At 58.5% G+C, this 24,081-nt stretch carries 26 protein-coding genes and 1 pseudogene; 10 read left to right on the top strand and 17 right to left on the bottom strand.

Annotated features, from left to right (window positions below; genetic code table 11):
- Window positions 1-19: 19 nt before the first annotated feature.
- Window positions 20-916, bottom strand: coding sequence for a LysR family transcriptional regulator (locus tag ACM6JQ_RS23130; RefSeq protein WP_007917769.1), 897 nt, complete (start codon window positions 914-916; stop codon window positions 20-22).
- Window positions 917-1,036: 120 nt separating this feature from the next.
- Here ACM6JQ_RS23130 and ACM6JQ_RS23135 point away from each other — a divergent pair, with 120 nt between their 5' ends.
- Window positions 1,037-1,795: an SDR family NAD(P)-dependent oxidoreductase gene (locus tag ACM6JQ_RS23135; RefSeq protein WP_414894728.1), complete on the top strand. Its 759-nt coding sequence runs from the start codon at window positions 1,037-1,039 to the stop codon at window positions 1,793-1,795.
- A gap of 119 nt (window positions 1,796-1,914) precedes the next feature.
- Here the strand turns inward: ACM6JQ_RS23135 and ACM6JQ_RS23140 are convergent, their stop codons facing one another.
- A complete protein-coding gene (locus ACM6JQ_RS23140) occupies window positions 1,915-2,352 on the bottom strand; it encodes a multidrug/biocide efflux PACE transporter (RefSeq protein ID WP_414894729.1) in 438 nt (145 codons plus the stop codon).
- A gap of 89 nt (window positions 2,353-2,441) precedes the next feature.
- Here ACM6JQ_RS23140 and ACM6JQ_RS23145 point away from each other — a divergent pair, with 89 nt between their 5' ends.
- Window positions 2,442-3,296, top strand: a complete 855-nt coding sequence (locus ACM6JQ_RS23145) for a LysR family transcriptional regulator (RefSeq protein WP_414894730.1) — start codon at window positions 2,442-2,444, stop codon at window positions 3,294-3,296.
- A 333-nt stretch (window positions 3,297-3,629) separates the two neighbouring features.
- Here the strand turns inward: ACM6JQ_RS23145 and ACM6JQ_RS23150 are convergent, their stop codons facing one another.
- From ACM6JQ_RS23150 to ACM6JQ_RS23160, 3 genes are read right to left on the bottom strand one after another with little or no spacing between them, the layout of a single operon-like run.
- Entirely contained in the window at window positions 3,630-4,871 is a 1,242-nt protein-coding gene (locus ACM6JQ_RS23150) for an RNA polymerase sigma factor (protein WP_007917778.1), read from the bottom strand.
- Window positions 4,864-5,208 (bottom strand): YciI family protein, encoded by a 345-nt coding sequence (locus ACM6JQ_RS23155; protein WP_007917779.1) that lies wholly within the window; start codon window positions 5,206-5,208, stop codon window positions 4,864-4,866. Before ACM6JQ_RS23155 ends, ACM6JQ_RS23150 begins: the two co-directional genes overlap by 8 nt.
- A gap of 40 nt (window positions 5,209-5,248) precedes the next feature.
- Window positions 5,249-5,674, bottom strand: a complete 426-nt coding sequence (locus tag ACM6JQ_RS23160; RefSeq protein WP_414894731.1) for a YybH family protein — start codon at window positions 5,672-5,674, stop codon at window positions 5,249-5,251.
- 141 nt (window positions 5,675-5,815) lie between these two features.
- Here ACM6JQ_RS23160 and ACM6JQ_RS23165 point away from each other — a divergent pair, with 141 nt between their 5' ends.
- Both ACM6JQ_RS23165 and ACM6JQ_RS23170 read left to right on the top strand, forming a co-directional pair.
- Window positions 5,816-6,301 carry a GNAT family N-acetyltransferase gene (locus ACM6JQ_RS23165; protein ID WP_007917784.1) on the top strand — a complete coding sequence of 162 codons (486 nt, stop codon included), beginning with the start codon at window positions 5,816-5,818 and terminating at the stop codon, window positions 6,299-6,301.
- A gap of 18 nt (window positions 6,302-6,319) precedes the next feature.
- Window positions 6,320-6,925, top strand: a complete 606-nt coding sequence (locus tag ACM6JQ_RS23170) for a pyridoxamine 5'-phosphate oxidase family protein (RefSeq protein ID WP_414894732.1) — start codon at window positions 6,320-6,322, stop codon at window positions 6,923-6,925.
- A 136-nt stretch (window positions 6,926-7,061) separates the two neighbouring features.
- Here ACM6JQ_RS23170 and ACM6JQ_RS23175 read toward each other — a convergent pair whose 3' ends face one another.
- From ACM6JQ_RS23175 to ACM6JQ_RS23185, 3 genes are all read right to left on the bottom strand, one after another.
- Window positions 7,062-7,550 (bottom strand): GNAT family N-acetyltransferase, encoded by a 489-nt coding sequence (locus ACM6JQ_RS23175; protein ID WP_414894733.1) that lies wholly within the window; start codon window positions 7,548-7,550, stop codon window positions 7,062-7,064.
- Between the two features lie 310 nt (window positions 7,551-7,860).
- Window positions 7,861-8,355 carry a GyrI-like domain-containing protein gene (locus ACM6JQ_RS23180; RefSeq protein ID WP_007917791.1) on the bottom strand — a complete coding sequence of 165 codons (495 nt, stop codon included), beginning with the start codon at window positions 8,353-8,355 and terminating at the stop codon, window positions 7,861-7,863.
- A 67-nt stretch (window positions 8,356-8,422) separates the two neighbouring features.
- On the bottom strand, window positions 8,423-9,085 hold the full coding sequence (locus ACM6JQ_RS23185) for a LysE family translocator (protein ID WP_007917797.1): 663 nt from the start codon (window positions 9,083-9,085) through the stop codon (window positions 8,423-8,425).
- A gap of 139 nt (window positions 9,086-9,224) precedes the next feature.
- Between ACM6JQ_RS23185 and alaC the strand changes: the two genes are divergently transcribed.
- The gene (gene alaC / locus ACM6JQ_RS23190; RefSeq protein WP_077574233.1) at window positions 9,225-10,442 is read left to right on the top strand and encodes an alanine transaminase; all 1,218 of its coding nucleotides are present in this window, start codon (window positions 9,225-9,227) and stop codon (window positions 10,440-10,442) included.
- Window positions 10,443-10,619: 177 nt separating this feature from the next.
- Here alaC and ACM6JQ_RS23195 read toward each other — a convergent pair whose 3' ends face one another.
- Together ACM6JQ_RS23195 and ACM6JQ_RS23200 are read right to left on the bottom strand one after the other, a co-directional pair.
- Window positions 10,620-11,975: a GntP family permease gene (locus tag ACM6JQ_RS23195; RefSeq protein ID WP_095112245.1), complete on the bottom strand. Its 1,356-nt coding sequence runs from the start codon at window positions 11,973-11,975 to the stop codon at window positions 10,620-10,622.
- Window positions 11,976-12,057: 82 nt separating this feature from the next.
- Window positions 12,058-12,591, bottom strand: a complete 534-nt coding sequence (locus ACM6JQ_RS23200; protein WP_007917804.1) for a gluconokinase — start codon at window positions 12,589-12,591, stop codon at window positions 12,058-12,060.
- A 215-nt stretch (window positions 12,592-12,806) separates the two neighbouring features.
- On the opposite strand from ACM6JQ_RS23200, the gene ACM6JQ_RS23205 reads away from it, so the two are divergent.
- Window positions 12,807-13,838 (top strand): LacI family DNA-binding transcriptional regulator, encoded by a 1,032-nt coding sequence (locus tag ACM6JQ_RS23205; RefSeq protein ID WP_007917805.1) that lies wholly within the window; start codon window positions 12,807-12,809, stop codon window positions 13,836-13,838.
- 147 nt (window positions 13,839-13,985) lie between these two features.
- Here ACM6JQ_RS23205 and ACM6JQ_RS23210 read toward each other — a convergent pair whose 3' ends face one another.
- Window positions 13,986-14,858, bottom strand: a complete 873-nt coding sequence (locus ACM6JQ_RS23210; RefSeq protein ID WP_095112247.1) for a LysR family transcriptional regulator — start codon at window positions 14,856-14,858, stop codon at window positions 13,986-13,988.
- A 122-nt stretch (window positions 14,859-14,980) separates the two neighbouring features.
- On the opposite strand from ACM6JQ_RS23210, the gene ACM6JQ_RS23215 reads away from it, so the two are divergent.
- From ACM6JQ_RS23215 to ACM6JQ_RS23225, 3 genes are all read left to right on the top strand, one after another.
- On the top strand, window positions 14,981-15,421 hold the full coding sequence (locus ACM6JQ_RS23215; protein ID WP_095112248.1) for a PACE efflux transporter: 441 nt from the start codon (window positions 14,981-14,983) through the stop codon (window positions 15,419-15,421).
- Between the two features lie 125 nt (window positions 15,422-15,546).
- Window positions 15,547-16,971: an MFS transporter gene (locus ACM6JQ_RS23220; RefSeq protein ID WP_414894734.1), complete on the top strand. Its 1,425-nt coding sequence runs from the start codon at window positions 15,547-15,549 to the stop codon at window positions 16,969-16,971.
- A gap of 155 nt (window positions 16,972-17,126) precedes the next feature.
- Entirely contained in the window at window positions 17,127-17,678 is a 552-nt protein-coding gene (locus tag ACM6JQ_RS23225) for a hypothetical protein (protein ID WP_414894735.1), read from the top strand.
- A gap of 139 nt (window positions 17,679-17,817) precedes the next feature.
- On the opposite strand, the gene ACM6JQ_RS23230 is transcribed toward ACM6JQ_RS23225, so the two are convergent.
- The 6 genes and pseudogenes from ACM6JQ_RS23230 to ACM6JQ_RS23255 all read right to left on the bottom strand — a co-directional run bounded on the left by ACM6JQ_RS23230 (window position 17,818) and on the right by ACM6JQ_RS23255 (window position 23,326).
- Window positions 17,818-18,357 carry a methyl-accepting chemotaxis protein gene (locus tag ACM6JQ_RS23230; protein WP_225919999.1) on the bottom strand — a complete coding sequence of 180 codons (540 nt, stop codon included), beginning with the start codon at window positions 18,355-18,357 and terminating at the stop codon, window positions 17,818-17,820.
- Between the two features lie 3 nt (window positions 18,358-18,360).
- Window positions 18,361-19,137: pseudogene (locus tag ACM6JQ_RS23235) on the bottom strand (PAS domain-containing protein); the annotation flags it as partial.
- 581 nt (window positions 19,138-19,718) lie between these two features.
- Window positions 19,719-20,732 carry an ABC transporter substrate-binding protein gene (locus ACM6JQ_RS23240; RefSeq protein WP_414894736.1) on the bottom strand — a complete coding sequence of 338 codons (1,014 nt, stop codon included), beginning with the start codon at window positions 20,730-20,732 and terminating at the stop codon, window positions 19,719-19,721.
- Entirely contained in the window at window positions 20,729-21,256 is a 528-nt protein-coding gene (locus ACM6JQ_RS23245; RefSeq protein ID WP_414894737.1) for a sigma-70 family RNA polymerase sigma factor, read from the bottom strand. Before ACM6JQ_RS23245 ends, ACM6JQ_RS23240 begins: the two co-directional genes overlap by 4 nt.
- Before the next feature lie 196 nt (window positions 21,257-21,452).
- A complete protein-coding gene (locus tag ACM6JQ_RS23250; protein ID WP_414894738.1) occupies window positions 21,453-22,244 on the bottom strand; it encodes a phosphate/phosphite/phosphonate ABC transporter substrate-binding protein in 792 nt (263 codons plus the stop codon).
- Window positions 22,245-22,384: 140 nt separating this feature from the next.
- Window positions 22,385-23,326: a fatty acid desaturase gene (locus ACM6JQ_RS23255; RefSeq protein ID WP_414894739.1), complete on the bottom strand. Its 942-nt coding sequence runs from the start codon at window positions 23,324-23,326 to the stop codon at window positions 22,385-22,387.
- 325 nt (window positions 23,327-23,651) lie between these two features.
- Between ACM6JQ_RS23255 and ACM6JQ_RS23260 the strand changes: the two genes are divergently transcribed.
- On the top strand, window positions 23,652-24,068 hold the full coding sequence (locus tag ACM6JQ_RS23260) for a GNAT family N-acetyltransferase (RefSeq protein ID WP_007917838.1): 417 nt from the start codon (window positions 23,652-23,654) through the stop codon (window positions 24,066-24,068).
- Window positions 24,069-24,081: the final 13 nt, after the last annotated feature.

The raw sequence follows: 24,081 nt of genomic DNA on the forward strand, positions 1-24,081 counted from the left end.
TTTTGACCGGTGTTCAGGTTCAGAGCGCAGAGCGAATCAGATCGCCGAGCCAATCCATAAACACCCTGACCCGCAATGGCAAATGCCGTTGCCGCGCATACAACAATGAAATCCCCATCGCCGGCGCGGTGAATTGCGGCAACACAGTCACCAGTTCGCCGTTATCCAGATGCGGCTGCATGCCGGTACGCGGCACCTGCGTCAGACCAAATCCACCGAGGCACGCCGACTCGTAAGCGTCGGTGCTGTTGACCGTAATGCTGCCTGCCATCGGCAAGCGTTTAACCTGACCGCCCTCCTCGTACACAAAACCTTCCGAACGCGAGCCGAGCACGCCGACGTAATGCACCAGCCGATGCTGCGCGAGATCTTCCAGGGTCTGCGGCACACCGTAGCGCTCAAGGTAGGCCGGGCTGGCGCAGTTAACCATGGGAAAGTCACCGAGGTGCCGCGCCACCACCGATTGATCCGGCTGCGCGCCAATCCTCACCACACAATCGAAGCCTTCGCTGAGCAGATCAACACGGCGATCGGTGCTGCTGATTTCCAGCTCCAGATTCGGGTGACGCTCCATGAACTGCGGCAAGCGCGGCATGATCAGGCGCCGCGCGAGAATGTTCGGCATGTCGACCCGAATGCGCCCGGTCAGCGACGCTTCGTCCTGGCGAAACAGGCCTTCGATCTCGTCCATGTGCGAGAGCAGGTCCTTGCTGCGTTCGTATAACACCAAACCGTCCTGCGTCGCCTGAACCTTGCGCGTGGTGCGTTGCAGCAGGCGTGTACCGAGCAGTGCTTCGAGCGCTTGCACGTGTTCGGACACGGTCGAGCGCGGTAAGCCCAAGCTCTCGCCAGCGAGGGTGAAACTCGACAGCTCGCTGACCCTGACGAAGGTGCGCAGCAGTTCCAGTTTGTTCATGGGCCGCTCGTAGATTGTTCGGCTGAGCCGATCAGTGATTCCGGATTCACTCTGTTTATCACCTCAGGACGGATAAATAAACTGAGCCCATCACCAATCACTGCAATCGAGGAAGTCCCTATGAACCGTAAAATCGCATTGATCACCGGCGCCAGCCGTGGCCTCGGTAAAAACGCCGCACTGCATCTTGCCGCTCAAGGCATCGACATCATCGGCACCTACAACAGCCGCGCCGATGAAGCCCAGGCACTGGTAACCGAACTGCAGGCACTCGGCGCGAAAGCCGTGATGCTGCAACTGGACGTCGGCCGCAGCGAAACCTTTGCCGATTTTGGTATACGTGTTGAGCAGGCATTGCAGCAGACGTTCGACCGTCAGCGTTTTGATTTCCTGATCAACAACGCCGGGATCGGCGTGCATGCCCTGTTTGCCGAAACCACGCCGGAGCAGTTCGATCTGCTGATGAACATCCAGTTGAAAGGGCCGTTCTTCCTGACCCAGCAATTGCTGCCACTGATTAACGACGGCGGCCGGATCATCAATATTTCCAGCGGCCTGACCCGTTTCAGCCTGCCGGGTTACGGCGCTTATGCGGCGATGAAAGGCGCGATGGAAGTGCTGACCCGTTATCAGGCCAAAGAGCTGGGTGCGCGGCAGATTGGCGTGAACATTCTTGCGCCGGGGGCCATCGAAACTGACTTCGGTGGTGGCGCAGTACGCGACAACTCAGCAGTGAATGCGATGGTCGCCAGCAATACCGCGCTGGGCCGTGCCGGGCAACCGGATGATATTGGCGGGGCATTGGCGTTGCTGCTGTCGCCGGGTGGACAGTGGATCAATGGCCAGCGGGTTGAGGCATCCGGCGGCATGTTCCTCTAACTCTTACTGAAAACACTTACCCCCTGTAGGAGCTGCCGAAGGCTGCGATCTTTTGATCTTGCTGTTAAAAATCAAGATCAAAAGATCGCAGCCTTCGGCAGCTCCTACAAAGGTAGGCGTCAGTTCTGGCAAGCGTTGCGCGTCATGAAGCGCTCGCGCAAAACGTCATAGCTCCAGTGATAAACGTAGGTGTACGGCAGAAAGAACAGCAACACGCCGATGTCGAGCAAAAACGCCTGCCACAGGCTGACCGACAACCACCAGGCAATCAGTGGCACGCCCATTACGATCAAACCACCCTCGAACAGCAGCGCGTGTACCACTCGCACCCAAGCATTGTGCGCAACGTTCATGCGCGCAAGCATACGATCGAAGAAGCGGTTGAACACCACGTTCCAACCCAGCGCCAACAGGGCGATCAACACCGTCACCGCGCCCATTTCCAGCATCGGTTTTTGCATGATCCACGCCAGCAACGGTGTGCAGATCAGGATGGCCAGCAGTTCGAAACCAACGGCTTGGAAAATACGTTCAGAGATGGATTTGTGGGCAGTCATGGCCTGAGTCCTTGAGTGAATATGATTGCCATGATCTATGCTCGCATCGATACTTCATAACCAATAACCATCGATCAAGGCGATAGTTGATGATTTCGCAAGAAGTGCTGTTGGCATTTGTTCAGGCAGCCACCCAAGGCTCGTTTTCCGCAGCGGCACGCAAACTCGGGCGCAGTCAGTCGACCATCAGCGCGGCAGTGGCCAGTCTTGAGATCGATCTGGACCTGCAGTTGTTCGATCGCAGCAGTCGTAAACCGACGCTGACCCCGGCCGGGCATGTGATGCTGCAACGCGCCGAGGCGATTCTGGCGGCCAGCAGTCGCCTGGAAATGACCGCACGACAGTTGTCCCAAGGCGTCGAACCGAAGCTGACGGTGGCGATTTCCGACACTTATCAGTCGTACCGTTTTGAAGCGGCGTTGGTCGGGTTTGAGCAGCGTTATCCGGATCTGGAACTGGAATGTCTGATTGCCGAATGCGATGACTTGATTGAGCTGGTGCAACGCGGTCGCGCGCACTTGGCCTTCGCTGAGATGCAAGAGAACTACCCGCCGGATCTGGTGACGTCGACAGTGGCCGAGCGCACGGAAATCGCCTTGTTCGTCAATCGCGACCATGCGCTGGCCAGGCTTGGTCACATTGACCAGCAGATCCTGGAACAGCACCGTGAATTGCGCCTGGCGACCATCGTCAATCCGTATGACAGCCGTGGCAAAGGTCGCGTGTGGTCGGCGCCAAGTTATCTGATGCTGCTGGAAATGGCCGAAAAGGGGTTTGGCTGGGCGCCGCTGCCGCGTTGGCTGGCGCAGCGTTATGGCAATGATTTGCTGGTGGAGTTGAAAGTGCGCGGCTGGCCGAAACCGGTGTTTGTCGATGCCTTGTGGTCGCGGCTGTATCCGCCGGGGCCGGCGGGGAGTTGGTTACTGAGCAAGATGCTGGAATAACGGCGCTGCTGATCGCTGGCAAGCCTGAAGTCAAAAGCCCCTCACCCCAGCCCTCTCCCGGAGGGAGAGGGAGCCGACCGAGGTGTCTTGCGTCAGACATCGACCTGAAAGACCGAGTCGATTATGGAATCATTGCGACCTTAATCCTCGACCACACTGGATCGATTCTGGATTCACTGCGACCTTAAAGCTCAACCAGATTGGGTCGATTCTGGATTCATTGCGGCCTTAACCTCGACCAGACTGGATCGATTCTGGATTCAAAGCCGATCGTTCAAGTCGGTGAAATTCTCCAATATTCCCCAATCTGTCCCCTCTCCCCTTGGGAGAGGGCTAGGGTGAGGGCAATTCCAGCGCCGAAAGCCGCCCTTCAATAAACCGCCGCTCCGGCTCTTGCCGGGTCAGCTCCAAGGCGCGCAAATACGCCGCCCGCGCCTCCTCCACCCGGCCCAACTGCCGACAAAACTCCGCCCGCGCAGAATGCGCCAAGTGGTAATCCTGCAATTCGCCGCGCGCCAAAATCCCTTCAATCAGACTCAACCCGGATAGCGCCCCGTCGCGCTTGGCCACCGCGACCGCTCGATTCAATTCAATCACTGGCGAGGGCACCGCGCGCAGTAGTACGTCATACAGCCCGACGATCTGCGCCCAATCCGTCTCCGCCGCTGACGGCGCCTCGGCATGCACCGCCGCGATCGCTGCCTGCAAACAATACGGCCCAAACCGCCGCGTGGTCAGCGCACGCTCGACCAGCGCACACCCTTCGGCAATCAACCCGGCATCCCACAAGGCACGATCCTGATCATCCAGCAGCACCAGTTCACCACTCGGCGAAGTCCGCGCCGGTCGCCGTGATTCGTGCAACAGCATCATCGCCAACAACCCCATGACCTCCGGCTCCGGCAGCAACTCCATCAACAACCGCCCCAGCCTGATCGCCTCACGCGTCAGATCCTCACGGATCAACTCCGCGCCAATCGACGCCGAATACCCCTCGTTGAACACCAGATAAATCACCCGCAACACGCTGTCGAGGCGTTCGGGCAATTCGCTCAGGCTCGGTACTTGATAAGGGATTTTCGCATCACGGATCTTGGCTTTCGCCCGCACGATGCGCTGGGCAATCGCCGCTGGCGCGCAGAGAAAGGCGCGAGCGATTTCCTCGGTGGTCAGGTCGCAGACTTCGCGCAAGGTCAGCGGCACTTGCGCATCCGCCGCCAGCGCCGGGTGACAACAGGTGAAGATCAGCCGCAGACGATCGTCTTCCACGTCCTCGCCACTCCAGTCGGCCTGCTCGAGTTCTTCCAACTGCGCCAACAGCAAGGGCTGTGAAGCTTTGAAGCGTGCACGTCGACGCAACACATCAATCGCCTTGAAGCGCCCGGTCGACACCAGCCAGGTGCGCGGATTGTCCGGTACGCCGTCGCGCTGCCAGCGTTCGACCGCGACGAAGAACGCCTCGTGCAAGGCTTCTTCGGCGAGGTCGAAATCGCCGAGCAGGCGAATCAGTGTCGCCAGAATCCGCCGCGAGTCTTCGCGATAGACCTGTTCGACCCGCGCCCGAACCTCAGACATTCAACTGTCGAACCGGGCGTACTTCAACGCTGCCGACCCGCGCCGCCGGAATGTTGCCGGCGACCTGGAGCGCTTCGTTGAGGTCCTTGGCGTCGATCAGGTAGAAGCCGGCCAGTTGCTCCTTGGTTTCGGCGAACGGGCCGTCGGTGATCGACATTTTGCCGTTACGCATGCGCACCGTGGTGGCGGTCTGCACCGACTCCAGCGCCTCGGCAGCAACCATCCGCCCGCTGCCCTGAATCGACTCGGCGTACGCCCAGCACTCAGCGTCTTTCGGGCTGTCGGGCGACGAATGCAGCAGGTGCTCATCGCTATAGACCAGGCATAAATACTTCATGGCGTTCTCCTGAAGCGGACGGTTCAACTATGGCTGAAGATCAGGGCTGCACATCAAACAGGGTCGCGCCGCTCATCGGATCGAACGGCGCCGACCAGTGTTCGTGGACGATTTTCCAGGCTCCGCCGACCTGCCGATAGCAGGCGGTGACGCGCATCCAGCAGCTTTGGGTTTCGCCCTTGTCGTTGGTGCCGCCGCAGTTGGCCACCCAGTGCGCAAAGGCGATGTTGTCGGCGCTTTCGATGGCGATTTCGTGGAACTCGAAAATGTGCGGGCCGGGGCACATTTCCATGCAGTCGACCCAGTGCGCGCGGTAGGCGGCTTTGCCTTTGAATTGCAGGGCCTTGATCGCGTCGAAGGAGACGATGTCGTCGGCATACAACGCCATGACTTTCTCCACGTCCTTGGTCATGACGGCTTCGCGGTAGGTGTTGATCAGGGTCTGGATTTCAGATTGTGCGCTCATGGTGTTCTCCGTGGTTTTTGTTGTGAAGACACTCTTAGTCGCTTGGTGAACCGGCAGATCGACAGAGCAAACAAAAAAATTCTACAGAAGACAAAATCGCTAGAATCCGAGGCTTATCTTTGTAGGAAAAAGGAAATTCCCGTGTCAGCCCAACTCGTGCCGTACGACAGCCTCAACGCCTTGCAGCGTGAGCAAGTAGAGGCGATTGAAATCCATGCCGAGCAGATCAAGTTCTCTGGCGATATTCATGGTGCGTTGCACACGCTGCTGTCGAAGCCCGGCCCCGGCGTGAAGGGTTTTGCCCTGTTGGCGGATGAAGTGCCGGTGGCGTTTCTGCTGCTCAAACGCCCGCCGGTGTTGCCGGCCTGGGCCAATGAACACAGCGCCACCTTGCATGCGTTGCAGGTTGATCGCAGGGCGCAGGGCAAGGGTTTCGGCAAGGCGTGTCTGCAAGCACTGCCCGAGGTTGCGCGTCAGGCGTGGCCGGAGATCAAAGGGTTAGAGTTGTCAGTGGATGCCGATAACGACGCGGCGATCGCGCTGTACGCCAAACACGGTTACGTCGACAGCGGCGAAGCGTACAAGGGCCGAATCGGTTATGAGCGGCGCATGGGGCTGTTTTTCTAAGTCATCGAGGGAAGCACGATGATCGATTCAATCGAAGCACTGGAAGCTATTTACGGATTGCCCCACGAGCGGGCGGTGCGCAAGCAGATCGGTTTTCTCAACGAGGATTACCAGGCGATGGTGCGGGTTTCGCCGCTGGTGATCGTCAGCTCGGTGGGCGCCGATGGCCTGGATAATTCGCCGCGCGGTGACAAAGCCGGGTTTGTGCGGATCATTGATGAGCGCACCCTGGCCCTGCCGGATCGCCCGGGCAATAACCGCATCGATACCTTGCGCAATGTGCTGCAGGATTCGCGGGTGTCGTTGCTGTTCATCATTCCGGGGATTGGTGAAACGTTGCGGGTCAATGGCACAGCGACGATCAGTGCAGATTCACAGTTGCTGGAAAGCTTTGCGGTGAATGGAAAACCGGCGAAAACGGTGTTGCTGGTGACAGTGGAGGCGGCGTTCTTTCATTGCTCGAAAGCCTTCGTCCGCTCCGATGCGTGGAACCCGGAAACGCACTTGCCGCGCTCAGCCCTGCCCTCTGCTGGCACCTTCCACAAGCGCCTGAATGATGGCCAGTTCGATGCCGAAACCTACGACCGTGAAGCGCCGAAACGAGTAAGCGACACCCTTTACTGACCCTCCCGTGAATGATCGTTCCCACGCTCTGCGTGGAAATGCAGCCGGGGACGCTCTGCGTCCCAAAGTCGTGACGCAGAGCGTCACAGGAGGCATTCCCACGCGGAGCGTGGGAACGATCAGTATCGGGATTGAATCAGAGCGTGAGGATCATCTCGTGCCACGCCATGCCGCCGTGATCCGACTCCGACGGTTTGATGTAGGCAAAGCCAAACCCGGCATACAACGGAATGTGCTGTTCCTTGCACATCAAATGAATGGTCGCCTTATCCATCCCGCGCATACGCTCGATAAACTCGCCCATCAAGCGCTTGGCCAAACCCTGCCCCTGATAATCCGGGTGCACCACCACCGACATGATCACCACGTTCGGCCCTTTCGGGTCGTGGCCGATCAGTTCCTTGAACGCCTCGTCCGACATCTGCACATCAAACGCCGCGCCGGAATTGATGAAGCCTGCGACGACGCCATCCACTTCGGCCACCACGAAGCCTTCCGGCCAGGTGGCGATGCGCGTGGCGATCTTCTCGCGGGTCGCCGCTTCGTCGCCTTCATAGGCAACGGTTTCGATGGCGTAGCAGCGGTCCAGGTCGGCGGCGGTGACGTTGCGGATGAGGGTGTTCATGGCGGCTCGGAAATCAGCAGAAGAAAGTGCCGAAAGCATAAAGGAATAAGGCCTGCATATCGATGCGCACGGGCGGCGTAAAGCTTGCGTATAAGCGCTTTTCTTCGCGGTCGGAGCGGGCTATTTCTGCGGTGTGTCTCTGATCACCCTTGGGGGAAACCGCTTATGAGCAGCGTTGAAATCGGCCTGTTGATGGTGTTGGGCATCAGTACTTTCGGCTTTATCACCTTGGGCATCGACCTGTTGCGGGCGCGACGTAAACAGCGTTGAAAGCATGAGGCGGACATGGATCCGCCTCATGCTTGTCCGCTCAAACCTTGGTATCGACAGGCACGCAGATTTCCAGTTTGCCGGTGTGCTCCTTCGGGTTGAAGTCGGCGCTGTAACGCTCGAGTTCCGGGGCGTTGAGCTCCACGTAGTGAGAGCTCGGCAACCAGGTTTTGTAGATGTATTGCAGGGTTTGCGGCAATTGATCGAGCGGTCCCTTGTGCTCGAACACCGCGTATTGCCGGGGCAGCACTTCCACCCACTGATAGACCTTCTGATCGAGGTCATCAAGCTTGCTGATTTCCACCCCGGCGATGTAATCGAAGCCACCCTTGCCGTCGAAATTGCAGCAAACACCGTAGGTCACTTCGTTCTTTTGCCCTTGGATCTTTCCCAGGTGCGGCAAGAACTTTTCCCACAGCGCCGGAATGTCTTTGGCTGTGTCTTGGGTAAATCGACCGCGAAAACCTGCAATCAGCAGGAAGTGTCCATGTTCGAAGCGAGGTTCAGCCACTTCGACGCGTTTTTGCTCATCCATGACTCGACTCCTGGAACAAAAGAGGGGTTCGGCTGGGAGTATAGAAAGCCAAAGCCGATTCGCACGTTTACAGCGCGTGCAACTGCTCGACGGCGCCGGAACCGACAAATTCGTTATAGCCAGATACGATCACGTACACCGCGAAATAGCAGAAGATCGCTGCAGATGCCAGGTAGGAATAGCGCAACAGCTTATCGCCCAACAGCTTGCCACCATGGCTCGCGGCAAAGCATAAACCCGCCGACCACAGCAGCCCGGCGCAAAGGAAACCGCCAAGGAACAGCGCCGAACTCACCGGCCCACCGCCACCGGAACGGGCGATCAACGTACCGCCAACAGCAGCGAACCAGAGAATCGCGCTCGGCGACGACATCGCGAGAAAAATGCCCCGGAAGAACTCCTTGCGATGGGAGTTCTGCCCCACTTCCGCCGTGGCCGCCAACTGCGCCTCGTGGTGAATCGCCGAGTAAATCATCTTCGCTGCAAAGTAGATCAGCAGCGCCGAACCACCAATCCACAGCACCCAGCGCACTGTTTCGTATTGCAGCAAAACCGTCATGCCGGCCAGCGCCAGCACCGCGTAAATCAGGTCGCCGACACAGGTACCGAGGCCCAGCGCGAAGCCCTGAAAGTAACCGCGCTGCATCGCCAGGGTGATCATCGCGATGTTGGCCACGCCGATATCCAGGCACAGCGAAAGGCTCAGCAAGAAGCCGCTGGTGAATTCCATCTACCGATTTCCTTGGGACAAAATTGTTTACAAACGGGCTGGACAGTATGCCATCACTGACCTTATCTTCCGCCACAGGTCACCGCAGTGACCAGCGTCGCTCGGACGGTTCCGGGCGCTTACGTTATCCGAGGCAACAATGGCTGAACAAGGTTCGCCGCGCCGCTTTGCGCGCATAGATCGACTCCCCCCTTACGTTTTCAACATCACCGCCGAGCTGAAGATGGCCGCGCGTCGTCGTGGTGAAGACATCATCGACTTGAGCATGGGCAACCCCGACGGCGCCACGCCGCCGCACATTGTCGAAAAACTCGTGCAAGTTGCGCAACGCGAAGACACCCACGGTTACTCGACGTCAAAGGGCATTCCACGCCTGCGCCGGGCGATTTCTAATTGGTACAAGCAGCGCTACGAGGTCGATATCGACCCGGAAAGCGAAGCCATTGTCACCATCGGTTCCAAGGAAGGCCTGGCGCATTTGATGCTGGCGACCCTCGATCAAGGCGACACTGTGCTGGTGCCGAACCCGAGCTACCCGATTCACATCTACGGTGCGGTGATTGCCGGCGCCCAGGTGCGTTCGGTGCCGCTGGTGCCGGGCGTGGACTTCTTCGATGAACTGGAACGAGCGATTCGTGGCTCGATTCCGAAGCCGAAAATGATGATCCTCGGCTTCCCGTCGAACCCGACCGCGCAGTGCGTGGAGCTGGATTTCTTCGAACGGGTGATCGCCCTCGCCAAGCAGTACGACGTACTGGTGATTCACGATCTGGCTTACGCCGACATCGTCTACGACGGCTGGAAAGCCCCCTCGATCATGCAAGTACCGGGCGCCAAGGACATCGCGGTGGAGTTTTTCACCCTGTCCAAGAGCTACAACATGGCCGGCTGGCGCATCGGTTTCATGGTCGGCAACCCGGAACTGGTCAACGCGCTGGCGCGGATCAAGAGCTACCACGACTACGGCACTTTCACTCCGCTGCAGGTGGCGGCGATTGCTGCGCTGGAAGGCGATCAGCAATGCGTGCGCGACATCGCCGAGCAGTATCGCCAGCGTCGCAACGTACTGGTCAAAGGTCTGCATGAACTGGGCTGGATGGTCGAGAACCCGAAGGCGTCGATGTATGTCTGGGCGAAGATTCCCGAGCAGTACGCGCATCTGGGTTCGCTGGAATTCGCCAAGAAATTGCTGGCCGAGGCTAAAGTTTGCGTCTCGCCGGGGGTTGGTTTTGGTGAGTATGGCGATGATCACGTGCGCTTTGCGCTGATCGAAAACCAGGACCGGATTCGTCAGGCGGTGCGCGGGATTCGCGGGATGTTCCGGGCGGATGGCTTAGTCGCAAAAACTGGCGGCTAACACAAAACCTGTAGGAGTGAGCCTGCTCGCGATAGCGGTGTGTCAGTCACCGTAAATGGCACTGATACACCGCTATCGCGAGCAGGCTCACTCCTACAAGGGAATGTGTCCGGCCTCGAAATTTCACCCACAAAAAAACCGCATCGCTGCGGTTTTTTTGTGTCTGCGAGAAGCCGCTTAAACGAACAGCGACAACAGCAGGATAAAGCCCAACGCGACGATGGAGAGGATGGTTTCCATCGCCGTCCAGGTCTTGAACGTCTCGGCCACGGTCATGTTGAAGTACTGCTTAACCAGCCAGAAACCGGCGTCGTTCACGTGCGACAGAATCAACGAACCGGCACCGGTAGCGAGTACCAGCAGCTCACGGTTCACACCCGGAATCATCCCCACCACCGGCACCACAATGCCCGCGCCGGTAATGGTCGCCACCGTGGCCGAACCGGTCGCGATACGAATCACCGCTGCCACCAGCCACGCCAGCAGAATCGGCGAGATCTGCGCACTAACGGCCATGTGGCCGATCACGTCGCCGACACCGCTGGTGACCAGCATCTGTTTGAAGCCGCCACCAGCACCGATAATCAGGATGATCGCCGCGGTTGGCGCCAGGCTTGCGTCGAGCCACTTGAGCATTTGCTGGGAACCGATGCCCTGCTTGTGCCCGAAGGTGTACAGCGACAACAGCAACGCCAGCAGCAGTGCCGAGATCGGGTGACCGATCATGTCCATCCAGGTGCGGAAGAAGTGACCGTCCGGCAACGCCACGTCAGCAAAGGTTTTCAGCAGCATCAGGAACACCGGCAACAGCACGGTGATCAGGGTGATGCTGAAGCTTGGCAGCTTGGTCGAGTCGTCGCTTTCACGGGCCAGTTGATCGACCAGTTCCTGATTCGGGTGACCCGGAATGTGCTTGGCGATGAACGTACCGAAGATCGGACCGGCAATGATTGCCGTCGGCAGCGCAACGATCAGACCGTAAAGAATGGTCTTGCCGATGTCAGCACCGAACACGCCGATGGCCAGCAGCGGGCCCGGGTGCGGCGGCACCAGACCGTGCACGGCGGACAGGCCGGCGAGCAGCGGAATACCGATCTTGATGATCGACACGCCGGTGCGACGGGCAACGATGAACACCAACGGAATCAGGAGCACGAAGCCGATTTCGAAGAACAGCGGGATGCCCACCAGGAACGCGGCGAACATCATCGCCCACTGGACTTTGTCTTTGCCGAACGCACGGATCAGGGTCTGGGCGATTTGATCCGCCCCGCCCGACTCGGCCATCATTTTGCCGAGCATGGTGCCCAGCGCAAGGATGATACCGACGAAACCGAGGACGCCACCGAAGCCGTCCTGGAACGCCTTGATGATGGTGCCGATCGGCATGCCGGAGGTCAGACCGAGGAACGCAGCAGCGATGGTCAGGGAGATAAATGGGTGAATCTTGAATTTGGTGATCAGGATAATCAGGCCGATTACCGTGACCACTGCATCGAGCAGCAGGTAGGCGTCGTGGGACATGCCAAACATTGGGGGTGTCTCCTGGATTGTTGTTGTTATTAAAGCGGGTTAAACAGAAGTCGGGAGGACAGCGCTATCTCTTTCAACACACTCATACCGCCTGTTTCAGACCGTGGGCCTGCCACCAGACGTGAGCCTGGGACGCCAGTTCTTCAACGCTGTGGATCGAGGCATTCAGGGCCAACGTCAACGGTTCGCCCTTGGGCGACTCGAGGGTGGCGAACTGGCTTTCGATCAGCGTGGCCGGCATGAAGTGGCCCGGACGATGGGACACACGCTCAGCGGCAACTTCAGGGGTCAATTCGAGAAACACGAAGCCCAGGCCCGGCAAGGCACTGCGCAACACTTCGCGATAACTGTGTTTAAGGGCCGAGCAGGTCAGCACCGGACGTTTGCCCGATGCATCGACGCGACGCAGTTCATCGCACAGGCTGTCGAGCCAGCCGGCACGGTCGTCGTCGTTCAGGGGGATCCCCGCGCTCATCTTTTCGATGTTCGCGGCCGGATGGAAAGTATCGCCTTCAATGGCAGTGGCGCCGCTCAATTGGCACAGGGCCTCGCTGACGCACGTCTTGCCGCAACCGGCAACGCCCATGATGACCAGGGCGGTGATGGGATGACTCATATAACACCTCAGCGCGCAGACAGCGCTACCTTTGCTAGCTATGACTCTAGTGCACAGGCAGAAGTTGCCGACGCCTTCTTGTCGTTTTTTTGGGTTGCAGCAGGTTTGTTCCCAACACCAAAAAGCGAAGATCAGGCAGGACCTCGCTTACGCATTTACAGCTGCATCAGGACAGCGCTACCTTAGTGCCTTGATTTTTGTTTGGCAAGCCGTCGATGACCACCCCTAAAAACGATAAAAATACCCGCACCACCGGCCGTCCCACCCTGAATGAAGTTGCCCGCCTCGCCGGTGTCAGCCCGATTACCGCTTCTCGCGCCTTGCGCGGGGTCAGCACCGTGGCCACAGAACTAGTGGAAAAAGTGCAGAAAGCCGCCCTCGAACTCAACTATGTGGTCAACCCGGCCGCCCGCGCTTTAGCCTCGGCGCAGAGCCATTCGGTCGTTGTCTTAGTGCCTTCGCTGTCCAACCTTTTGTTTATCGATACGCTGGAAGCCATTCATCGGGTGCTCACGCCCAAAGGCTTCGAAGTGCTGATCGGCAACTTCCACTATTCACGCGATGAAGAAGAAAACCTGCTGCGCAACTACATGGCCTATCAGCCGCGCGGTTTCTTGTTGACCGGGTTTGACCGCACCGAAAGTTCGCGACGGATGATCGAGGCGAGCAACATTCCCTGCGTGTACATGATGGAACTGGACAGTGCGGCCGGGGTGAATTGCGTGGGATTCTCGCAACTCAGTGCTGGCGAGACGGCGGCCGAACATTTGCTCTCCCGTGGGCGCAAGCGTCTGGCTTACATTGGCGCGCAACTCGATCAGCGCACGTTGTTGCGTGGCGAAGGCTTTCGCAAAGCGTTGCAGAAGGCCGGGCGTTATGACCCGGATCTGGAAGTGCTGACGCCTCGCTCTTCATCGGTGGGCTTGGGCGGGGAACTGTTTTTGCAGTTGCTCGCGGCGCACCCGGATGTCGATGCGATCTTCTTTGGTAACGACGATTTGGCCCAGGGCGCTTTGCTGGAAGCGCTGCGCAATGGCATCAAGATTCCTGAGCAAGTGGCGATTCTTGGTTTCAACGACTTGCCGATGTCCGAACACATGGTGCCGCGCTTGAGCAGCATCAATACCCCGCGTGAAGCGATTGGCCGGCGCGCGGCGGAGCAGATGCTGACGTTGATGGCCGGTAACAGCGTCGCGCGCCCGGTTGAAGACATGGGCTTTGAACTGAAGATCCGCGAGAGCACCTGACCCTTCACAAACGCTGAGTTGAAACACAACCCTTCACCGATCGTTCCCACGCTCTGCGTGGGAATGCCTCAACGGACGCTCCGCGTTCGGCTTTTGATGGGACGCAGAGCGTCCCGGGCTGCATTCCCACGCATAGCGTGGGAACGATCAACCGCCCAACAATTCGACGAGGGCATGCGCGCCCTTCTGCAATGGCTGGCTCTTGAGCCACACCGCGTGCACCGGCATCACCAGACCGTTTTCGATGTTGCGAAAATTCAGCCGTTTCAGTCGCCCGGAGTCGATCCGCGGCTGCACCACCGACAGCGGAAAGTTACCCCAACCCAATCCCGCCTCGACCATTTCCATCGCCGTCTCAAGGCTGTCCGTGCGCCAATACGACTCCGCCACCAACGGTCGCGTCTCACTGATCGGCAAGTCGCGACTGGCGACGATGATCTGCCGCACGTGCACCAGATCTTCAAGAAACACATCCTGCCCCTGCAACAACGGGCTGTCCGCCGCCAGCGTGGCGATCATCCGCTCGCTGCCGACAAACTGAAAACGCTCCAGCACATTCATGCTCAGCCCGGCGAACGCCAGGCACACGCTGACCCGGCCGCTGTGCAGCATCGCCAGCACGTCATCTTGCGGCGCGGTCAGCACTTCGATATCCAGCAGCGGATGTCGTTCGGCGATCTCCTTGATTGCCGCCAGCAAACGACGGCGGTCGATGTCCGCGACCACGCCGATCGACAATTTGCTCTCCAGCCCCAACGACAATTCCACCGCGTGCACTTGCAGTTGCTTGAGCTGCTCAGCGATCAGCCGCGCATGGGGCACCAGCGACAGCGCCATCGCCGTGGGTTGCGGTTCGCGATGGCTGCGGTCGAACAGCAGATAACCCAGTTCGGCTTCAAGGTTGCCAATGCTCATGCTGACGGCGGAAGGCACCCGACCCAATGCGCGAGCCGCCGCTGAAAACGAGCCGCGCTCAATCACCGCAAGAAACAGCTCGATACTGTCGCTGTTGAAATTCACCCTGAACACCTATCAATAGAACTGAAAGTAGCTGACTTTTTCTGTCAGCCCTATTGAAGCTATCTTTCGCCGCCTTCGCCAGTCCCGCTGGCCAACAAACGGCAAGAAAGAGGCAAATCCCCATGCAAGGCGTCAAACGCAAACTGGTCTACGTGTCGCTCTACGAAGTGATCGGCATGACCTTCTCCGCCCTCGGTCTGGCGCTGTTATCCGGCACGTCGCCGGGCAGCACCGGGCCGCTGGCGGTGATCATCACCACCATCGCCGTGACTTGGAACTTCATTTACACCTCGATGTTCGAGCACTGGGAAAGCCGCCAGCAATCGCGCACCCGCACGGTGAAACGACGCATTGCTCATGCCGTCGGCTTTCAACTGACGCTGATCGTGTTCCTGATTCCGTTGATCGCCTGGTGGATGAACATCAGTCTGGTGCAGGCGTTTCTATTGGATCTGGCGCTGATCATTTTCATTCCGTGCTACACGTTTGCCTTCAACTGGCTGTTCGACCGGATCTTCGGCTTGCCAGCGTCGGCACTACCGGATTCGGCGGCTGCGGCATAAATCGTTAATTCGTAAACAGATATTGCAAGGAATCAGCGGTTTACCCGGTTAAACCGCCGATATTCACAATCCGTTAACTCCGATAGCAGGCTAAGCTTTTCCATCAATAAAAAATGGATCAGCCCATGACTGCACACGCCCCCGCCGCCGCGCAAAGCGACGGCATCGACCCGATCCGCGCCGCTCAGGTGTCCGCCCGCATCGATCGCCTTCCGGCGGTCGCGACGATTTGGCGCTTGGTGGCGCTGCTGTCAATCGGTGGTTTCTTCGAACTCTACGATCTGTTTCAGACCGCCTACATCAGCCCCGGTCTGATCCGCGACGGCATCTTCGCCACTGGTAATCAGGGCGTGTTCGGCTTCTCCGATCAGGCGGCGTTCGCCTCGGCGACGTTCCTCGGTCTGTTCCTTGGCGCCAGCCTGCTCAGCCCTTTGGCTGATCGTTTTGGTCGTCGCGCGATCTTCACCTTCGCGCTGGTCTGGTACACGGTGGCGACGGTGTTGATGGGCATTCAGAGCTCGGCGCTGGGCATCATTTGCATGCGCTTTCTGGTTGGCATCGGTTTGGGTATCGAGCTGGTGACCATCGACGCTTACCTCTCGGAACTGGTGCCCAAACGCATGCGCAGTTCGGCATTTGCTTTTGCGTTTTTCGTACAGTTTCTGTCGGTGCCCGCGGTGGCGTTGATGTCATGGTGGCTGGTGCCGCAGGCGCCATTCGGCGTGTCCGGCTGGCGTTGGGTGGTGTTGGCGAGCGCGGTGTTTGCGCTGTTTATCTGGTGGCTGCGCAAGCGTCTGCCGGAATCGCCGCGCTGGCTCGCGCAACATGGCCGCTTTGATGAAGCCAAGCGGATTCTCGATGGCATCGAAGCACGATGCGAGAAGGATCACGGTAAACCGCTGGATACGCCGGAAACCGTTCCGGTCGACGTCGAAGGCAAGGGTCGCTTCGCCGACATCTGGCAGCCGCCGTATCGCCGCCGCGCGTTGATGCTGATTGTCTTCCACATCTTCCAGGCCATTGGGTTCTTCGGTTTCGGCAACTGGCTGCCGGCGCTGCTGTCCGGTCAGGGTGTCAGTGTCACCCACAGTTTGATGTATGCGTTCATCATCACCCTCGCCTACCCGCTCGGGCCGCTGCTGTTCGTGAAGTTCGCCAATCGTTTCGAAAACAAATGGCAGATCGTCGGCTCGGCCCTCGGCGCGATGACCTTTGGTACCCTGTTCGCCCTGCAGACCAGCGCGTTCGGGCTGATCTTCTGCGGGGTGATGATCACCTTCTGCAATGCCTGGTTGAGCTTCAGTTATCACTCGTACCAGAGCGAACTGTTCCCGACCAACATCCGCGCCCGCGCTGTGGGTTTCTGCTATTCGTTCAGTCGGTTGTCGACGGTGTTCAGCAGTCTGTTGATCGGCCTGTTTCTCGACAACTTCGGTACGCCGGGGGTATTGGCATTCATCGTCAGCAGCATGCTGATCGTGATGGTAACCATCGGCTGGTTCGGCCCGCGTACACGCAATCTGGCGCTGGAGAACATTGCCCATCGCTGAGGGTGGCAACGGTCATCCTCTGCCGCTTATCGGCAAGGGATGACCGCCACGCACACTTGGCCAATGGTCAACTTGTTGAAATAAAAGGACTTACTTAGAAGGCACGGTAATTGCTCCGATACGCCAGTCAGCAATTACCCTCAGGTCCACACATCATGTTGATCAGTGCCAAACAACAGCAAATCATTCATCTGCCCAAAGCGCTGAATGACGATGCGACGTCCACTGCTGCCGCCGGTCTGCAGGGTGGTCTGCACGGCGCCATGCTGCAAACCCTGCAAAACCAGACCCAAGCGCAAACCGCCGAAGCCACCGCCAAGGTGCAGGACTCGGCCACGCAGATTGCCACTCAGCAAGTCAGCGAAGCCACGCGCATCAGCGACAACGTCGACGAAGCGTTCGCCAAGACCCGCGTCAACCTGCAAGCCACCGATGCCACCACAACCTCGGCAAAGTCCGCCACCGACGAGTTCAAGGATTACATGAGCAAGACGCCGGAACAGCGTCTGCGCGACAGTATCCTGCAGTCGATGGGGCTGACCGAAGACGACATCAAAGCCATGCCGCCGGAGAAACAACTGGCCATCGGCAAAGAGATCGCCGAGCGCTTGCAGGACAAGATGAAGTTGGCGCAGGCGCAGGCGGAGAAAGACAACGATGTGAAGGACAGCGACAAGCAGGCGGGCAAGTTTCTCGCTGCGCTCTGAGACCACGGATTCCAGGCTACCGCACGGTACCCCTGTAGGAGCTGCCGAAGGCTGCGATCTTTTGATCTTGCTTCCAACAACGAATCAAAAGATCGCAGCCTCGTTCCACTCGACAGCTCCTACAGGCCACTTTGTGGAATCAGTTCAGTTGCAGGGTTTCATTGAACTGGCTGATCGCATCCACCACATGCCGGGAGCCCTGCTGAATTTCCAGAATCACCTCCCCCGCCTCATTCGCCAGCTCAACCCCGAGCCCGGTGCGGCTCAGACTTGATTGCATGCTCGACACCGCACTCAGCGACAGGTCATGGTTTTTGCGCACTACCTCGACAATCTCCAGCGTCGCCTGACTGGTGCGCGCCGCGAGGCTACGCACCTCATCCGCCACTACCGCAAATCCGCGCCCATGCTCCCCGGCCCGCGCCGCTTCAATTGCCGCGTTGAGCGCCAGCAAGTTGGTCTGATCGGCAATGCCGCGAATGGTCTGAACGATGGTGCCGATGATGTCCGACTGTTTGCTCACCGCATCGATACTCGCCGCTGCTTCGTTGAGGTCGCGGGAAATGTCCTGAATGATCTGCACGGTTTGCTGTACGACCTGTGAGCCTTTTTGCGCGCAGGCGTCGTTTTGTACCGAGGTGCTGTGGGCCGATTCGGCGGCGTTCTGCAAGGTGGTCATTTGATGGGTGATGTCGCTGGCGAACTTCACCACTTTGTACAGGCGGCCTTTGGCATCGAATAACGGGTTGTACGAGGCTTCGAGATAAACCATTTGCCCCGACTTGTTCTTGCGCTCGAAACGGTGCGAGTGATATTCGCCACGGTTGAGCGAGGCCCAGAATGCCTTGTACTGCGCAGACTCGGCTTCGGCACGATGGCAGAACAGGCTGTGGTGATGACCGACGATTTCGTTGAGCGAGTACTGCATGGTCTTGAGGAAGTTGTCGTTGGCGGCAATGACATTGCCTTCCGGGGTGAACTCGATCACCGCCATGGAACGGCTGATCGCCGCCAGCATGCTTTCTTCTTCGTGCTCTTTATTCACCCGAGCGGTGATGTCGGCAGCCACTTTGATCACGCTGTGGACTTGCTTGTCCGGGCCATACACCGGCATGTAACTGGCTTCGAGCCAGACTTCCCTGCCGGCCTTGTTCAAACGCAGAAAAGTCCCGCTGATCGGCTCACCGCGAGCCAGGTCACGCCATAATTTGGCGTACTCCTCGCTGCGATAGAAAGCCTCTTCACAAAACACCCGATGATGTTTGCCACGCACTTCATCGGCGCTGTAGCCCATGGTCTTGCAGAAGTTTTCATTGGCATCCAGAACGATGCCGTCAGGGCTGAACTCGATCATTGCCATCGAGCGGCTGATCGCCGCCAACTTGGCGTTGGCCTCGGTCAGGGCGCAGCTGAAGCGCTCGATTTCCTGCAGGTCAGCCTTGTGATGTAGGTTGAACATGGTTGTATCACCTTCCGCGCGGACTTTTGATTTGATGAAAGTTCAGTTCTTTCACGATCCACCACTACGTTCCACAGAACAGGCACACGCATTCCTCCACGGGAGGAAGTTGTCAGGTGATAAATGATGATCAATCGGAGCGTCCATGCAGCGACGCTCTAATCAAGACATCCTTCTCTTGATAGCCCGCACGCGGGCCAGCCCTAACGCGTTGAAGAACTTCCATGTAAGCGACGCTCCTTGTTGGTTCAGTGTCGGTGCCTTGGGTTGCGCACTCTGGCAGCATGAATTCACGGACTAAGCTGTGCGTCCGGCAAGTTTTGACATGACGGTCGACATAGTTAGTTACGGGAAGCATAGCCAGTGCAAAGACCTGCGCAAGGCCACTAGTCGGCCAGTATCTGGCACTTTTTGCACAAGAAACGGTTCAGCGCGGGGAGAATTGCTGGCGGGGCAGACGCTTTCGCTGGCAAGCCAGCTCCCACAGGATTCTGCGCTTCTGCAAATCAGCGCAATTCCTGTGGGAGCTGGCTTGCCAGCGATGAGGCCATTACAAACACTACAAAAACGACAGAAACGACTTACAGACTTCCAGTCACCTTGGTCGCCACCTCTGCAGGCACCCAAGGCTTCCAGACCTGCGGCTGATCACGCAAAAACGCCTGCGCTACCACCCTCGGCTGCAAACGTTTTTCACTCATCCCGGCCAGGGTCTGGTTCAGCAGTTCAATCGGCAGATCGACCTTTTCAAAAAACGTCACCAACTCCGGATACTGCGCCTTGAACGGCGCCGATACGCCAATCGCCAGGCTCGCCGGCATTGAGCGGGTGCCCTTGGGGTTGGGATTGTTGGCATCGGCCAGGGTCTTCCAGGCCTCGGCATCGAATGGCGGTTCCTCCAATTTGACCAGTTTAAATCGGCCAAGCAGCGGCGTCGGTGACCAGTAGTAGAACAACACCGGTTTGCCCCGTTTGATCGACGATGCCACCTCGGCATCCAGCGCCGCGCCGGAACCGGTGCGGAAGTTGACGAAGCTGTCATTTAGCGCATAAGCCTTGAGCTTCTGGCTGTTGACGATCTCCGAGGTCCAGCCGGTCGGGCTGTTGAGGAAGCGCCCACGCGACGGATCTTCCGGGTCGCGGAACACGTCTTTGTAGCGCGGCAGATCCGCCACCGACTTCAACTCCGGCGCCAACGCTTTGATCCCGCGCTCAGGGTCGCCCTTGATCACATACTCAGGTACCCACCAGCCTTCGGTGGCGCCTTTGACCGTATCGCCCAAACCGAACACCTTGCCTTCGGCGGCCGCCTTGACCCACGCCGGACTACGCCCGGCCCATTCTTCGCCAATCACCTGGATATCGTTTTTCGCCAATGCGGCCTCAAGGCTGACCGTACTGCCGGGCAACGTGTCGGTCGGGTAGCCATAGCCTTTTTCAACGATCAGGCGCAGCACTTCGGTGATGAAACTGCCGCTCTCCCAGGTGATGTCGCCGAAGTGGATCGGCGTGGTTTTTTCCGTAGCCGAAACAGCACCAACGCTGAGGCTCAGAGCCAGCAACGACGTGCCGAGCAGGGTTTTGATCGATCTCATGCGGACCTCTTGTCTTGCAGGAATTGGTTGGCGCTGTGGCGATCGCACAACGCTTGGGAACGGTTCATGTAAACGCTGACCGAGCGCTGGGAGATGCCCAGTTCGGTGGCGATTTGCGGGTAGGTCAGGCCGTCGATGCGGGCGAGCAGAAACGTCGCGCGGACTTTGCCGGGCAAGCGCTGCAAGCTGTGGTCGAGTCGAGTGAGCGTTTGCGATTGCTGGACGAATTCTTCAGGCGAGGCGGCGTAATCAATGTCGATTGACTGGCGATGACGACGCTCCAGATCAGCACGTCGCCAGCGCTGATACAGCAGACGCTGGGCGATGGTCGTCAGCAAGGCGCGAGGTTCACGAATGGCCGTCAGTGCCGGGGCATCGAGCAATTGGGCGAAGGTTTCGGCGGCGATGTCTTCGCTGCTGGCCGCGTCATGCAGATGACGGTGCAGATAAGCACAGAGCCAGCGATAGTGGGCGCGAAACAGGCCGTCCACGGTGTGACGATGGGAAAGGTCGGCGCCGGACATAGGGGCTCCTTGATGAGGGGTCGCTGAATGTCCGGTGTTCCGGTGGCGCGATCGTAGCAAGGCGCCTTATTCTTTAATAATATTTAAATTTCATTTTTATATTCTATTAGAGAATATAAAAACTAAAGATCGCAGCCTTTGGCAGCTCCTACAGGTGTACGCATTCGATGTAGGAGCTGCCGAAGGCTGCGATCTTTTAGCGTAAGTGGCTATAGCCCCATTCTTCAGCCTCACGTTGGTAGTCGAGCAAGATCTGATAATCGCTTTCGCTGGCAGCAAGCACCTCAGGCAACCCCAAGGTCTGCGCGACCTCGGGCAGTTCGCGCAAAGTCAGATTCATCATCCGCCGCAACGTCTCAACCTGCTCGTCCGTGGCGCTGGCGACGGTAATGAACGGCAGGGTCGGGCTCAGGGCGCTGCGCGCAATCACCTGCAAGGCACGGACTTCTTCCGGTGCATATTGCGCCAGATAGGCGTAGGTGACGCTGTCGATGGCGGCCAGATCGGCGCGGTTTTCGCGCAGCCAGCGCAGGCTCCCGCGATGGCCGCCGCTGATGCCGACCGAGGCGAAGAACTGCCCGTTTTGCTGCAACGACGCCAGACGCTGACGCAGCAGGTTCATGCCACTGTTGGAATCTTCGCTGTTGATCACCCCTCGACTGTTTTGAAAGTCCGCTAGCGTTTTGCGTGAGTCATCAGCGCGGCCGAGGATCAGGCTGCAATGATTGCCGGCGCTGGCGTCAGGCAGTTCGTAGCAAGGACGTCCGACGATGCGCACTTGTCCGCGCAAAGCGGTCATCAGCGGATAGCCGCAGGTTTGCGTGAGCAGCAGATCGGGTGATAACCAGAGTTCGGGCAACGACAGGCCTTCAGCGCTCAAGCGAGTGTGGCCAAGCAGCTCAAGAATGCGCGCAATCCAGCGCTCATTCGCCACGCGGATTGACTCGGGGGCGATGTACATCAGGAGTTCGGTGTGGTGTTGAGCCATACACATATTTTCCGAGTTACAAATAGCCAATGGGGGAGCGAGCCTGCTCGCGATAGCGGTGCATCAGTGACATCTTCGGCGCCTGACACACCGCTATCGCGAGCAGGCTCACTCCTACAGGGTTTTGTGGTGTTCTTGGGTTAGTGGTAAGGATGCTCGGGGCTGTCGATTGGCTTCAAAACATGGCGTCGCCAGAACTCGCCATACCCGCGCACGAGAAACCCGCCACTGCGCGCGATCCATTGCTCGCGATGCATCCGGTAAACCTTGGGCAAGTCGTACCACGCAAGCTTGGGCAAGTCGTGATGCACCAGATGAAAATTCAGATTCAGAAATAACCAGCGCCACGGCCAAGCCGCTTCGTTCAACACCGTGCGCTGTTCGGGTTGTGCGTGGGGACGGTGTTCATAGTAGGAGCGGATCATCGCGATCGACAGCGCCGGTACGCTGATCAGCAGCAGGTAATGCCAGACCGGCAGCGCGCTGACACGGGCGACAAACCACAGCATCAATAATGTAAACGCACCATGAGTCAACCACATCAGCCAGGCCTGGCGCTCGCCGTTTTTCAGCGGCTGCAACTGTTCTTTGGCCAACGCTAGCAGCGCTAGCGGGGCGCCAACCAGGAAGCGTCCGAGCACGGTTTTGTTCAACCAATGCAAGCTGCGCTCGAACAGCGAACTGCGCTGCCAGCCAACGCGGGTCAGATAGCGGCTTTCCGGATCGACGCCGGGCACAGTCAGATCCTCATCGCGGTGATGCAACAAATGGCTGTCGCGATACAGCGTGTACGGATACCACACGGCAAACGGCGCGTAGCCAAGGATCTTGTTGAAGCGCACCCAGCGCGTCGGATGCCCGTGCAGCAACTCGTGCTGCAACGACAGCCACAGCACCAGCAACGGGATCAGCAACAGCGTGCTCAAGCCACGACCGAGCCAGTGACTATTGAGAACAATGGCAAACCAGCCGCCATAGACGCCGATCAGCAACAGCCAGGTCGGCCATTCGGTGCGGGCGGTAAAGCGTTGGCGCAGGGTTTCGATCTGCTGACGATGGGCGGCGTCGAAGTAATGGGGCATGGCATTGCTCGGAACGGGATTCTTGCCCTTCTGTGCAACGACGATGCGCAATCTTGCAGATTATTTTCGGGTTCAGGCAGGAGCCCGAGAACCGGGCTCCGGAAAGGCGTGATCAGTGACCGAAGATGTCGACCTTTTTGGCTTTCTTCTCTGCGCGTTTTTCAATCGCGGTCTTGGCCGGTTTCTTCTTCGCGGCTTTCTTTGAATCCATACCTTTGGACATGATGCGTACTCCACTCACAGGGGATGTAGGCTCAGGTATACACCTATCCTGTTGCGTGCGTTCTTTTATAATCGCCGCTTTCAGCGCCGACAGTCCGATCCCATGCCCGACACCCAATACAGCCTGCTCGACGAGTCGTTATGGCCGTTGATGAACAAGTTTTACCGCAGCCATCAATCGTCGATGAAAGCTGTTCGCGATGCGCAGCTGTGGGTCGCGCGACGGGGAGAAATTGTTGCCGCGTTGTGTTTGCGACCGGTGGCGGGAGGGCACTGGTTGACCGGGCTTTTTGTTGATCCGGGATGTCGTGAGCAGGGGATTGCCGCGCAGTTGATCGCTGCGGCGGTGCAGAATGTGAGCGAGCCGGTGTGGCTGTTCTGCCATCCGGATCTGCGTGAGTTTTATGAGCGGCGCGGGTTCACCTTCGACCCGGCGCTGCCCCAGGCGATGGCGGAGCGGTTGAGCCGGTATGCGCGGAGCAAGCCGATGATTGCGATGGAGCTGAGACCGTCAATCTGATGCAAAACCCTGT

This window comes from Pseudomonas sp. IT-232MI5 (assembly GCF_949767845.1).
In the GTDB taxonomy this organism is placed as follows: domain Bacteria; phylum Pseudomonadota; class Gammaproteobacteria; order Pseudomonadales; family Pseudomonadaceae; genus Aquipseudomonas.